This window comes from Streptomyces sp. NPDC050997 (assembly GCF_040660135.1).
Classification (GTDB): Bacteria; Actinomycetota; Actinomycetes; order Streptomycetales; family Streptomycetaceae; genus Streptomyces.
On sequence record NZ_JBFAGK010000014.1, the window covers coordinates 23,328 to 36,358 of the forward strand.

A 13,031-nucleotide genomic window follows, 5' to 3' on the forward strand; every position below is an offset into this window, starting at 1 on the left:
CAGCACGGATTACCTCCGTGACCGGGCGGCGGTCGCTGGTCTTCGCGGGCGGGACCGGGGCGCAAGAGCCCCCAGGACGCCGTACACACCTCGGAAGCATGCGCCGCAGAGAGCAGCGTCACACCCCGAATGCGTGTCGAGAATGGCTGATAACCCCCCGCTCATCTCACCTTGCGGCATAGCGTCGAAGCAGACCGGACACCCCGCGTCGCGGCGTCACGTCACAGGGGAAGAGCCCGTACTTCCTTCTACGTCACGCAACGGCGCGCGACAGGAGCCAGAGGACAATGCAGACCAAGCTGGACGAAGCCAAGGCCGAGTTGCTCGAGAGGGCTGCCCGGGTTGCTGAGAACAGCCCGGTCGGGGGGCACCTACCGACCGGGACGGCGGACGGGAGCACACCCGACCGGGACACCCTGCTCGCGTTCCTCCAGCGCTACTACCTGCACACCGCACCGGAGGACCTCGCCGACCGCGACCCGGTCGACGTCTACGGTGCCGCGCTCTCGCACTACCGGCTGGCCGAGAACCGCCCACAGGGCACGGCCAACGTGCGGGTCCACACGCCCACCGTCGAGGAGAACGGGTGGACGTGCAGTCATTCGGTGGTCGAGGTGGTCACCGATGACATGCCCTTCCTCGTCGACTCCGTCACCAACGAACTGACCCGGCAGGGACGCGGGATCCACGTCGTCATCCATCCGCAGGTCACCGTGCGACGCGATGTGACCGGCAAGCTCAGCGAGGTGCTCACCCCGCCTCCGGCCGGCGAGCTGCCGCACGACGCGCACACCGAGTCCTGGATCCATGTGGAGATCGACCGCGAGACCGACCGCGGCGACCTCAAGCAGATCACCGCCGACCTGCTGCGTGTCCTGTCCGACGCCCGTGAGGCCGTCGAGGACTGGGAGAAGATGCGGGACGCGGCCCTGCGCATGGCCGACGAACTGCCCCAGGAGCCCATCGCCTCCGACCTGCGGGAGCAGGACGTCGAGGAGGCCCGCGAGCTGCTGCGCTGGCTGGCCGGCGACCACTTCACCTTCCTCGGGTACCGGGAGTACCAGCTGCGGGAGGACGACTCGCTGGCGGCCGTGCCCGGGACCGGGCTCGGCATTCTGCGGGCCGACCCGCATCACGCCGAAGGCGACAGCCACCCCGTCAGCCCCTCCTTCGAGCGGCTGCCGGCCGATGCCCGGGTCAAGGCGCGTGAGCACAAGCTGCTGGTGCTGACCAAGGCGAACAGCCGGTCGACCGTGCACCGGCCGTCGTACCTCGACTACATCGGCGTCAAGAAGTTCGACGCGGAGGGGAACGTCGTGGGGGAGCGGCGCTTCCTCGGGCTGTTCTCGTCCGCCGCCTACACCGAGTCCGTGCGGCGGGTGCCCGTCATCCGGCGCAAGGTCGAAGAGGTGCTCGAGCGGGCCGGGTTCTCGCCCAACAGCCACGACGGACGGGATCTGCTGCAGATCCTGGAGACGTACCCGCGCGACGAGCTCTTCCAGACCCCGCCCGACGAGCTGCAGGCCATCGTCACGTCCGTTCTCTACCTTCAGGAGCGGCGGCGGCTGCGGCTCTACCTGCGGCAGGACGAGTACGGGCGCTACTACTCCGCCCTCGTCTATCTTCCGCGCGACCGGTACACCACGGGTGTCCGGCTGCGGATCATCGACATCCTCAAGGAGGAACTCGGCGGCATCAGCGTCGACTTCACCGCCTGGAACACCGAGTCGATCCTCTCCCGGCTGCACTTCGTCGTCCGGGTCCCGCAGGGCACCGAGCTGCCGCAGCTCAGCGACAGCGACAAGGAACGCATCGAGGCGCGGCTGGTGGCGGCCGCGAGGTCGTGGGCCGACGGGTTCGCGGAGGCACTGAACGCCGAGTTCGGCGAGGAACGCGCCGCCGAACTGCTGCGCCGTTATGCGGGCGCCATCCCCGAGGGCTACAAGGCCGACCACAGCCCGCGCTCCGCGGTCGCCGACCTCGCGCAGCTCGAAAAGCTCACCGAGGAGACGGGCTTCGCGCTCAGCCTCTACGAGCCCGTGGGCGCCGCCCCCGAGGAGCGCCGGTTCAAGATCTACCGCAAGGGCGACTCCATCACCCTGTCGGCCGTGCTGCCGGTCCTCAACCGGCTCGGTGTCGAGGTCATGGACGAGCGGCCGTACGAACTGCGCTGCTCGGACCGGAGGGTGGCGTGGATCTACGACTTCGGGCTGCGCATGCCCCGGCCGAAGGGCGGCAGCGGCGACTACCTCGGAGACGACGGACGCGAGCGGATCCAGGAGGCCTTCGCCGCCACCTGGACCGGCAAGGCCGAGAATGACGGCTTCAACTCGCTCGTGCTCAGCGCCGGGCTGAACTGGCGTCAGGCGATGGTGCTGCGAGCGTACGCGAAGTACCTGCGGCAGGCGGGCTCCACGTTCAGCCAGGACTACATGGAGGACACCCTCCGCAGCAACGTCCACACCACCCGGCTGCTCGTCTCGCTGTTCGAGGCGCGGATGTCGCCGGACCGGCAGCGGGCGGGACACGAGATCGTCGACGCGCTCCTCGAAGAGGTCGACGCGGCTCTCGACCAGGTGGCGTCGCTCGACGAGGACCGGATCCTGCGGTCCTTCCTCACCGTCATCAAGGCGACCCTGCGCACGAACTTCTTCCAGGAGGCGGCGGGCGGTCAGCCGCACGAGTACGTCTCCATGAAGTTCGACCCGCAGGCCATCCCCGACCTGCCGGCACCGCGCCCGGCGTTCGAGATCTGGGTGTACTCGCCGCGGGTGGAGGGCGTGCACCTCAGGTTCGGGAAGGTCGCGCGCGGCGGGCTGCGCTGGTCCGACCGGCGTGAGGACTTCCGGACCGAGATCCTCGGCCTGGTCAAGGCGCAGATGGTGAAGAACACCGTCATCGTGCCGGTCGGCGCCAAGGGCGGCTTCGTCGCCAAGCAGCTGCCGGACCCGAGCGTGGACCGGGACGCCTGGCTGGCGGAGGGCATCTCCAGCTACAAGACCTTCATCTCGGCGCTGCTCGACATCACCGACAACATGGTCGCCGGTGAAGTGGTCCCGCCCGCCGACGTCGTCCGGCACGACGAGGACGACAACTATCTCGTCGTCGCGGCCGACAAGGGCACCGCGACCTTCTCGGACATCGCCAACGGGGTCGCCGAGCAGTACAACTTCTGGCTCGGGGACGCCTTCGCCTCCGGCGGCTCGGCAGGCTACGACCACAAGGGCATGGGCATCACCGCCCGCGGCGCCTGGGAGTCCGTGAAGCGGCACTTCCGCGAGCTGGACGTGAACACGCAGGCCGAGGACTTCACGGTGGTCGGCATCGGTGACATGTCCGGTGACGTGTTCGGCAACGGCATGCTGCTGAGCGAGCACATCCGGCTGGTCGCCGCCTTCGACCACCGGCACATCTTCATCGACCCGAAGCCGGACGCGGCCACCTCGTACGCCGAGCGCCGCCGCGTCTTCGAGCTGCCCCGTTCCAGCTGGGCCGACTACAACACCGAGCTCATCTCCGGCGGTGGCGGCGTGTTCCCCCGTACCGCCAAGGCGATCCCGGTCAACGCGCACATCCGGGAGGCCCTCGGCATCGAGGAGAAGGTCTCCAAGATGACGCCGGCCGACCTGATGAAGGCGATCCTCAAGGCGCCGGTGGACCTGCTGTGGAACGGCGGCATCGGGACGTATGTCAAGGCGAGCACCGAGACGCACGCGGACGTCGGTGACAAGGCCAACGACCCGATCCGCGTCGACGGCGCCGACCTGCGGGTCAAGGTGGTCGGCGAGGGCGGCAACCTGGGCCTGACCCAGCTCGGCAGGATCGAGTTCGCTCGGCACGGCGGCAAGATCAACACGGATGCCATCGACAACAGCGCGGGCGTGGACACCTCCGACCACGAGGTGAACATCAAGATCCTGCTCAACGGCCTGGTCGCGGACGGCGACATGACCGTGAAGCAGCGCAACAAGCAGCTCGCCGAGATGACCGACGAGGTCGGCTGGCTCGTCCTGCGCAACAACTACGCGCAGAACACGGCCATCGCCAACGCGCTCGCCCAGTCGAAGGACATGCTCCACGCCCAGCAGCGGTATCTGCGCCACCTGGCGCGGGAGGGCCTGCTGGACCGGGCCCTGGAGTTCCTGCCCACCGACCGCCAGATTCGCGAGCGGCTGAGCACCGGGCAGGGCCTGACCAGCCCGGAGACGGCCGTGCTGCTGGCGTACACGAAGATCACCGTCGCCGAGGAGCTGCTGCACACCTCGTTGCCGGACGACCCGTACCTGCGCGCCCTGCTGCACGCGTACTTCCCGAGCGCGCTGCGCGAGAAGTTCTCCGAGCGCATCGACGACCACCCGCTGCACCGCGAGATCACCACGACCGTGCTGGTCAACGACACGGTCAACACGGGCGGTACGACGTATCTGCACCGGCTGCGCGAGGAGACAGGTGCCTCGCTGGAGGAGATCGTCCGGGCGCAGACCGTGGCCCGCGCGATCTTCCGCTCCGGGGTCGTGTGGGACGCGGTGGAGGCCCTCGACAACAAGGTCGAGGCAGCCGTGCAGACCCGGATCCGGCTGCACTCGCGTCGTCTCGTCGAGCGCGGCACGCGCTGGCTGCTCAACAACCGGCCGCAGCCGCTCCAGCTCGCCGAGACCGTCGAGTTCTTCGCCGACCGTGTCGAGCAGGTGTGGTCGCAGCTGCCGAAGCTGCTGCGGGGCGCGGATCTGGAGTGGTACCAGAAGATCTACGACGAGCTGACGGGCGTCGGCGTCCCCGGCGAGGTCGCCACCCGGGTGGCCGGGTTCTCCTCGGCCTTCCCGACGCTCGACATCGTCTCGGTGGCCGACCGGATGGGCCGGGACCCGATGGACGTCGCCGACGTCTACTACGACCTCGCCGACCGTCTGCGCATCACCCAGCTGATGGACCGCATCATCGAGCTGCCGCGCGCCGACCGCTGGCAGTCCATGGCCCGCGCGTCCATTCGCGAGGACCTGTACGCGGCCCACGCGGCGCTGACCGCGGACGTCCTCGCGGTCGGCAACGGCACCTCGACCCCCGAGCAGCGCTTCAAGGCGTGGGAGGAGAAGAACGCGCCGATCCTGAGCCGGGCGCGGACGACTCTGGAGGAGATCCAGAGCTCGGACGCGTTCGATCTGGCGAATCTGTCGGTGGCCATGCGGACGATGCGGACGCTGCTGCGGGCGCATTCGTGACCGGCTCGGATTCGTGACCGGCTCGGATTCGTGACCGGCTCGGATTCGTGACCGCCTCGGATTCGTGAGCGGTACGGATTCGTAGTCGTACGACCATCAGGGCGCCCCGGGCCGTTGCGGCTCGGGGCGCCCTGTCCGGCTTCGGCAACCTGATCTCGCTCCCCTCAGGAGGGAAGAGGCACCTTGGCCGCCTCGGGCTTCGGCTCAGGCTTCGGCTTGGGCTGCGGCTTGGGCTGCGGAGTGGCCTTCGCCTTCGCCTTGTCCGGGCCGCCGGTGAACGCCTCGTACGCCTCCAGCACCTCGTCCGTCGGCCCGTCCATGCGCAGTTCGCCGCGCTCCAGCCACAGCACCCGGTCGCAGGTGTCGCGGATCGACTTGTTGCTGTGGCTGACCAGGAACACCGTGCCCGCGTGCTTGCGCAGCTCGCGGATCCGGGCCTCGGAACGCTTCTGGAAGGACCGGTCGCCCGTCGCCAGCGCCTCGTCGATGAGCAGGACGTCGTGGTCCTTGGCGGCGGCGATGGAGAAGCGGAGGCGGGCAGCCATGCCGGAGGAGTACGTCCGCATCGGGAGGGTGATGAAGTCGCCCTTCTCGTTGATGCCGGAGAAGTCGACGATGCCGTCGTAGCGGTCCTTGACCTGCTCGCGGGACATCCCCATGGCGAGGCCGCCGAGGTAGACGTTGCGCTCGCCGGTCAGGTCGTTCATCAGGGCCGCGTTCACGCCCAGGAGGGAGGGCTGGCCGTCGGTGTAGATATGGCCGTTCTCCACCGGGAGCAGGCCGGCGACCGCCTTGAGCAGGGTCGACTTGCCGGAACCGTTGGTGCCGATCAGACCGATCGCCTCGCCCCGGTACGCGACGAAGGACACGTTCCTGACGGCGTGCACCTTGCGCACACCGGCCGCCTGCTCGGTCTGCCTGCGACGCAGCATGCGGTTGAGGGCGGCGGTCGCGGAACCCCGGCCGGCGCCGGTGCCGTTGACCCGGTAGACGATGTCGACGCCGTCGACGACGACGGTGGGGACCTGGTCCTGTGCGAGTTGCGTGTTGTCAGCCACGGCCGTACGTCTCCTCAGCCTTCCAGAAGTAGATGAAGCCGCCGATGCCGGCGAGCAGGGCCCAGCCGGTCGCGATCAGCCATACGTGGGGCGGCAGTTGGCTCGAGTGGAAGCTGTCGATCAGGGCGAAGCGCATCAGGTCGATGTAGACGGCGGCCGGGTTGGCCCGGAGCGCGGGCGCCACCCAGGACGGCAGGTCGCTGTGGTTGCTGAGCAGGTGGTCGAGGCTCCACATCACGCCCGAGATGTACATCCAGGTGCGCAGCACGAACGGCATCAGCTGCGCGATGTCCGGCGTCTTCGCACCCAGCCGCGCCATGATCATCGCGATGCCCGCGTTGAAGGTGAACTGCAGCACCAGCACTGGGATCGCCAGCAGCCAGGACGCGGCCACCGGCACGCCGAAGCAGAGCAGGATCACGACCAGGGCGGCCATCGAGAACAGCAGTTGCTGGAGCTGCTGGAGCGCGAACGAGATCGGCAGCGCGGCCCGAGGGAAGTGCAGGGCCCGTACGAGGCCCAGGTTGCCGGAGATCGCCCGAGTGCCCGCCATGATCGAGCTCTGGGTGAACGTCCAGACGAACACGCCCGTCACCAGGAACGGGACGTAGTCCGGCACGCCCCTCTTGGTGCCCATCAGCACACCGAAGATGAAGTAGTAGACCGCCGCGTTCAACAGCGGGGTCATCACCTGCCAGAGCTGGCCCAGCTTCGCCTGGCTGTACTGGGCGGTCAGCTTGGCGGTCGAGAAGGCGGAGATGAAGTGGCGCCGGGCCCACAGGTGGCTGACGTACTCGCGCAGGGTGGGGCGGGCGCCGCTGACCGTGAGGCCGTGGCGGGCGGCGAGAGCCGCGAGGTCGCCGGCCGGGGGTGCCGTCGTCGGGGGCGGTGTGTGGAGGACCTGGCTCACATCCGCTGCTTTCGTTCGGGGGGTGGGGTGGTTCGTGGGGCTGTGGTGCGTGGGGCTGTGGTGCGTATGGAGGTGTGCGTGTGACGGGTGGTGCGGTCGACGTGTCCGTTGCCCCGGCGTTTCCTTACGGTTCTCTTCACGTTTTCTTACGTCGGGACGGGACCGTATCGTCGCAACGTGAGCGTAGGCCGATCTGACGTCGGAACGCAACCGTTTCGTCGTAACGCCCTATGCTGGTCCGTATGACGACCAACGCCGAGGAGCCGCAGACACGTCCGCGCCGCCGGGCCCCCGCCGGGGCCGCCGTGCTTCGCGAGGATGTGACGGAGGCCATCCGGGCGGCCGTCTTCGAGGAGCTCGCGGCCGTCGGCTACGCGCGGATGTCCATCGAGGGGATCGCGCGCCGCGCGGGCGTCGGCAAGACCGCGGTGTACCGCCGCTGGCGCTCCAAGCTGCACCTCGTGCTCGACCTGGTCTCCGCGATCGCCGTGCAGGGCCTGCCCGTACCGGACACCGGGACGCTGGAGGGCGACCTGCGGCTGCTGTACGAGGTGACCTCCCGGGCCCTGCGGCACCCCGTGGCCTCGCAGATCATCCCCGACCTCCAGGCCGAGGCGGCCCGCAACCCCGAGATCGCCGAGGCCCTGCAGAAGGCCCTGCGGGAGGGGCAGGAGGGCGTCGCCAGCAAGATCGTGGCGGCGGCGGAGCTACGCGGCGAGATCCGGCGCGGCTTCGACGCGGACCTGGCGCTGGACCTGATCTCCGGGCCCCTGTACTGGCGCTCGGTGGTGATCCGCAGCCCCAAGCTCCCGAAGGGCTATCTGGGGTCCCTGGCACGGGCCACCGCGGAGGCGCTCAAGGCGCTGTGAGCGCTGGGGCCGACCGCGCCGGAGCATGCCCGAGGGTCCCGTAGGACCATGGGTGCCATGAGAGTGGTGATCGCCGAGGACAACGCCCTGTTGCGCGAAGGGCTTGTCCTCCTGCTGACCTCGGCCGGACACGAGGCGGTGGCCGTCGTCGGTACCGGCCCCGAGATCCTGCCCGCGCTGTTGGAGCACCGCCCGGACGTGGCCGTCCTGGATGTGCGCATGCCGCCCGACTTCCGCGACGAGGGACTGCGCGCCGCCCTCGCCGCGCGCCGCGAACTCCCGGATCTGCCGGTGCTGGTGCTCTCGCAGTACGTCGAGGAGTCGTACGCCGCCGAGTTGCTGGCCGGGGGAGCGGGTGGCCTCGGCTATCTGCTCAAGGACCGGGTGGGCCGGGTCGACGAGTTCCTGGACGCGCTGGCGCGGGTCGCGGCCGGCGGTACCGCCCTGGACCCCGAGGTGGTGACCGAACTGCTCACGCGCCGCCGGGACTCGCCGCTGGACTCGCTGACGCCGAGGGAGCGGGAGGTGCTGAAGCTGATGGCGGAGGGGCGTGACAACGCGACCATCGCCGGGACCCTGGTGGTCACCGAGCGGGCGGTCCACAAGCACATCGGCAACGTGTTCCTGAAGCTGGGGCTGCCACCGAGCGACAGCGGACACCGCCGGGTGATGGCCGTCCTGACGTACCTGAACAACGCGGGCGGGAAGGCGTAGCCGTGCGCCGGAGCCCGGTGCGGTACGCCGCGTGAGGGTTCGTGGGTCTACGGCAGCACTGAGCCGCGGGACGCTTCCGGGTGGAGGCGCAGCCAGCCGCTCCAGGCCGACGCGATCATGTCCTGGATGTCGTGCTTGGCCGTCCAGCCGAGCTCGGTGGCGGCCCGGTCGGCGGAGGCGACGACGCGGGCGGGGTCGCCCGGGCGGCGCGGGGTGACGGTCGGGGGGAGGTCGTACCCGGTGAGGGCGTTGACGCGGTCGATCATCTCGCGGACCGAGACGCCCTCCTCGCGGCCGATGTTGAGGGTGAGGTCGCGGCCGGGGGACGACCGGAGGGCGTGGGCCGCTGCGACATGGGCCTCGGCCAGGTCGACCACGTGGATGTAGTCGCGGACGCACGTCCCGTCCGGGGTGTCGTAGTCGTCGCCGAAGATCCGCGGGGGCGCGTTCTCGGTCAGCTTCTCGAAGATCATCGGGATCAGGTTGAAGACGCCCACGTCCGCGAGTTCGGGGCTCGCCGCGCCCGCGACGTTGAAGTAGCGCAGTGACGCCGTGGACAGGCCCGTGGCCCGCCCCGTCGCCCTGACCAGCCACTCGCCGGTCAGCTTCGTCTCGCCGTACGGAGACATCGGCGCACAGGGGGTCTCCTCCGTCACCAGCGCCACGTCGGGCATGCCGTACACGGCGGCGGAGGACGAGAACACGAAGGACGGCACGTCCGCGGTGGTCACGGCCTCCAGCAGTACCCGCAGGCCCTCGATGTTCTCGCGGTAGTAGTGCAGCGGCCGGTCCACCGACTCGCCCACCTGCTTTTTCCCCGCCAGGTGGACCACACCGGTGACCTCGTGGTCGGCGAGGGTGCGTGCCACGCGCTCGGCGTCCAGGGTCGATCCGGTCACCAGCGGCACGTCCTGTGGGACGCGGTCGGCGATGCCGGTGGACAGGTCGTCGTACACCACCGTCTGTTCGCCCGCCTCGGTCATCGCGCGTACGACATGCGCCCCGATGTAGCCGGCGCCGCCGGTGATCAGCCAGGTCATCTGCGGCCGTCCCCTTGTCCGTTGGCCTCTGATGGAGCGGATGGGCTCCTGTTCCGTCCTCAGTGAATGTTCCGTCCTCAGTGAAGCAGGCGGCGACACCTGAGGTGGCGGGTGTGATGACTCCGCGTCGAGCGGCGACGACTCACGGCCGGGGGAAACGGTGAGCGAGTCGTTGACAACGGCTACTCACAGCCAGGCGTCTCCCTCAACGCCGCCGCGTCCAGTGTCGAGGTGAGCTGGTCGAGGCGTTCGCGCAGTTCGCGGATCTCGTCGAAGTCGAAGCCGGTCGCGGCGGCGATCCGGCGCGGGACGCGGACCGCGCGGTCGCGCAGTGCCGTGCCCTCCTCGGTCAGCCGTACCACCACCGACCGTTCGTCGCGGGCGCTGCGCTCCCGTCGTACGAGTCCGGCCGTCTCCAGCCGCTTGAGCAGCGGGGACAGCGTGCCGGAGTCGAGGCGCAGGTGCTCGCCGAGCTTCTTGACCGGCAGCTCGCCCTGCTCCCACAGCACCAGCATCACCAGGTACTGCGGGTAGGTGAGCCCGAGGTCCTTGAGGATCACGCGGTAGACACCGTTGAAGGCGCGCGAGGCGGCGTGCAGGGAGAAGCAGATCTGGGAGTCCAGCCGCAGCCAGTTCTCCGCGCCGGCCGCGGCGGAGGCTGCGGCAACGGGTGGGGTCGGGGTCGGAGTCATGCCTGTCATGTCTCCAGGTTACCTCTCGCGGACCATTTAGTTGTGCACAACTTAATTGTGTGCTCTACTTGTCGCCGTGGCGGCCGGAACGGGCCGCCGCAACGTGACTCGAGAGGGATGGGTATCCATGGACGCGCTCTACACCGCAGTCGCCACCGCCACTCACGGCCGCGAGGGCCGTGCGGTCTCCTCCGACGGCAAGATCGACCTCGCGCTGGCCATGCCGCCGGAGATGGGCGGCAACGGGCAGGGCACCAACCCGGAGCAGCTGTTCGCCGCCGGTTACGCCGCCTGTTTCGGCAGCGCCCTCGGTCTGGTCGGCCGCGCCGCCAAGGTCGACGTCAGCGACGCCGCCGTGACCGCCGAGGTGGGCATAGGCAAGCAGGGTGAGGGCTTCGGCCTCAAGGTCGCCCTCCGCGTCGAGCTGCCCGACACCGTGGACGAGGAGACCGGCCGCAAGCTGGTCGAGCAGGCCCACCAGGTCTGCCCCTACTCCAACGCCACCCGAGGCAACATCGAGGTCGACCTCGTCATCGAGTGACTCGGTAACCCCGTAAGCCAGGGAGCAACCCCGTAAGCCGGGGCGTAATCCCGTAACCCCGTAACCCCGAAGAGCCTCACCCGACCCGCGCCAGTACCTCCCCCGTCCGCCCGCTCCACGCCACCACCACGGCCTCCTCGGGCATCGGGTGCCAGCGCGTCAGCAGCAGCCAGCGCACGTGATAGCGGTGGGCGACGGCGGTGCGTTCGGCGCGGTTCGAGGTCGGGGCGAGGTAGGCGCGGACGTCCGCGAGGCGCCGCAGCCGCTCCCGTTCGTCCAGGGCCGCGTCCGGCCAGGCGGGCACGGCGAGGTTCGGGCCGTAGCCCGCGATCGCGTGGACGGCGTAGTAGCCGTCGGTGATCACGACCTCGCCGGGCCCGATGTGTCGCGCGGCCCACTCGTACGTCGGCCAGCGCGGCGGCTGCGCGAAGCCGACCGGATCCAGCGAGCGCGGCACGACCGCCCCCGCCTGCACGGCGAGGAAGCCCACGCACGCCCCCACCGCCGCGGCGCCGCCCAGCACCCGCCGCCACACCCCCCACGGCCGGGGCGCCGCCAGCTCCACCGCGAGCGCGAACTGCGCGGGCACCAGCGTCAGTCCGAGGATCCGGCCGTAGGTGTAGTGCCCGCTGACCCAGCCGTACGCCACGACCAGGCAGTCGAGCGCGAACAGCAGCACCAGCGGATCCCGCCCGGAACCCCGCCGCGCCCGCAGCCACAGCGCCGGCACCCCCAGCAGCGCCAGCCAGAAGTGCCCGCCGAGGCCCAGATACAGCGTCCGGTGCATGGCGTCGACGCTGCCGTCCGCGGCCGGCGCGAACACGTCGAAGTACGGCCAGCGGGCGGCGACCAGCAGCGCCGTGCCGCCCGCCAGGGCCCAGCGCCCGGCGAGGGCCGCGGACCAGCCCCGCTGCCACCCCGCCACGAACGCGACCGCCCCCAGCACCGCCGCCACCGCCGTGATCGGGTGGACCAGCAGGATCAGCCCGTACAGCGCGCCGAGCCCCGCGTACCCGCCGAGCCCCGGCAGCCCGCTCGGCCCGACGTACCGCACCGCCCGCCCCGCGCCCCGCGCCGGGCCGCCCGCCGGCATCAGCGCCCCGCCCCGTGCCCGCGCCCCCGTCAGCCCCCACGCCCAGAAAGCCAGCCCGATCGCGAACGTCGACGGATACCCCAGGTTCCCCGTCATCGACATCAGCCCGAGGTATCCGCTCCACCAGGCCCGTTCGGTCCCCCACAGCAGCGTCATCGCGGCCAGTGCCAGCACCGGCGCCCACTGCCGAGGCGTCAGCACGCGCACGAGGCGGCCGATGCCGGTCAGCAGGACGAGCAGGTTCAGCGGGCCTGCGAGCCTCACCACCTCCCAGCCGCCCAGTCCCGTCAGCCGCGCGAAGGCGCCCTGCGCCACCGCGTACGGCGAGTAGTAGGGGCTGCCCGCGCCCGGCAGGTCGGCCATCGGATGGCGTGGCTGGAGCAGATGGCTCCTCAGGCGTTCGACGACCGCCGCGTGCTGGCCCGCGTCACAGCACAGCGGCACCCGCCAGTAGGCCAGCGACATCAACAGCCAGAACAGGAAGCCGAAGACCTGGTACGGCGTCGGACGCCGGATCCGGCCGCCGCGCAGCGCGGTCGCGCCACGCACGGCCCGCCGGACCAGAACGCCGGCGCTCATCGGACGGAGGGAACACGCGGGGGGTGAGGCACTGCCCGTAGGTTCCCGCTGACGTCAACGGCTTAGCCGAATGTCACCGCATCGAGTGAGCCTGTTCGCCACGCTCCTGTGCGGGCACCGAAACCGGCCTCCGTCCGAGCCACTCCAGCGACAGCGGCACCCCCACCACCGGCAGCAGCCACATCAGCACGGTCAGCCGGTCGCCCCAGATGGTGATGTCGGGATGCCCGGCCTGGGTGAGGACACCGGTGAACGCGGCCGCCAGCAGGAAACCGCGAGCTGGAGCACGGCGAACACCGCGGCCAGGACCAGTACC

9 protein-coding genes and 1 pseudogene are annotated in these 13,031 nt (G+C 70.3%); 4 read left to right on the plus strand and 6 right to left on the minus strand.

Going from position 1 to position 13,031, the window contains the following annotated elements; translation table 11 throughout:
- The first annotated feature begins 287 nt into the window (after positions 1 to 287).
- Positions 288 to 5,219, plus strand: coding sequence for an NAD-glutamate dehydrogenase (locus AB0H86_RS28250; RefSeq protein WP_362444556.1), 4,932 nt, complete (start codon positions 288 to 290; stop codon positions 5,217 to 5,219).
- A 164-nt stretch (positions 5,220 to 5,383) separates the two neighbouring features.
- On the opposite strand, the gene AB0H86_RS28255 is transcribed toward AB0H86_RS28250, so the two are convergent.
- Together AB0H86_RS28255 and AB0H86_RS28260 are read right to left on the minus strand one after the other, a co-directional pair.
- On the minus strand, positions 5,384 to 6,277 hold the full coding sequence (locus AB0H86_RS28255; RefSeq protein ID WP_362444559.1) for an ABC transporter ATP-binding protein: 894 nt from the start codon (positions 6,275 to 6,277) through the stop codon (positions 5,384 to 5,386).
- Positions 6,270 to 7,187 carry an ABC transporter permease gene (locus tag AB0H86_RS28260; protein ID WP_362444562.1) on the minus strand — a complete coding sequence of 306 codons (918 nt, stop codon included), beginning with the start codon at positions 7,185 to 7,187 and terminating at the stop codon, positions 6,270 to 6,272. The genes AB0H86_RS28255 and AB0H86_RS28260 overlap by 8 nt, the downstream gene beginning before the upstream one ends.
- Positions 7,188 to 7,429: 242 nt before the next feature.
- Here AB0H86_RS28260 and AB0H86_RS28265 point away from each other — a divergent pair, with 242 nt between their 5' ends.
- Complete coding sequence (locus AB0H86_RS28265; protein WP_362444565.1) at positions 7,430 to 8,056, plus strand: TetR/AcrR family transcriptional regulator; 627 nt, start codon at positions 7,430 to 7,432, stop codon at positions 8,054 to 8,056.
- Between the two features lie 57 nt (positions 8,057 to 8,113).
- The gene (locus AB0H86_RS28270) at positions 8,114 to 8,770 is read left to right on the plus strand and encodes a response regulator transcription factor (protein ID WP_362444568.1); all 657 of its coding nucleotides are present in this window, start codon (positions 8,114 to 8,116) and stop codon (positions 8,768 to 8,770) included.
- 47 nt (positions 8,771 to 8,817) lie between these two features.
- On the opposite strand, the gene galE is transcribed toward AB0H86_RS28270, so the two are convergent.
- Together galE and AB0H86_RS28280 are read right to left on the minus strand one after the other, a co-directional pair.
- Positions 8,818 to 9,810, minus strand: a complete 993-nt coding sequence (galE, locus tag AB0H86_RS28275) for a UDP-glucose 4-epimerase GalE (protein ID WP_362444571.1) — start codon at positions 9,808 to 9,810, stop codon at positions 8,818 to 8,820.
- Positions 9,811 to 9,992: 182 nt separating this feature from the next.
- Complete coding sequence (locus tag AB0H86_RS28280) at positions 9,993 to 10,502, minus strand: MarR family transcriptional regulator (RefSeq protein ID WP_362445057.1); 510 nt, start codon at positions 10,500 to 10,502, stop codon at positions 9,993 to 9,995.
- 127 nt (positions 10,503 to 10,629) lie between these two features.
- On the opposite strand from AB0H86_RS28280, the gene AB0H86_RS28285 reads away from it, so the two are divergent.
- On the plus strand, positions 10,630 to 11,043 hold the full coding sequence (locus AB0H86_RS28285; RefSeq protein ID WP_362444574.1) for an organic hydroperoxide resistance protein: 414 nt from the start codon (positions 10,630 to 10,632) through the stop codon (positions 11,041 to 11,043).
- Between the two features lie 76 nt (positions 11,044 to 11,119).
- Here the strand turns inward: AB0H86_RS28285 and AB0H86_RS28290 are convergent, their stop codons facing one another.
- Positions 11,120 to 12,715 carry a hypothetical protein gene (locus AB0H86_RS28290; protein WP_362444577.1) on the minus strand — a complete coding sequence of 532 codons (1,596 nt, stop codon included), beginning with the start codon at positions 12,713 to 12,715 and terminating at the stop codon, positions 11,120 to 11,122.
- Between the two features lie 73 nt (positions 12,716 to 12,788).
- Positions 12,789 to 13,010 (minus strand): annotated as a pseudogene (locus tag AB0H86_RS28295) (hypothetical protein); the annotation flags it as partial.
- Positions 13,011 to 13,031: the final 21 nt, after the last annotated feature.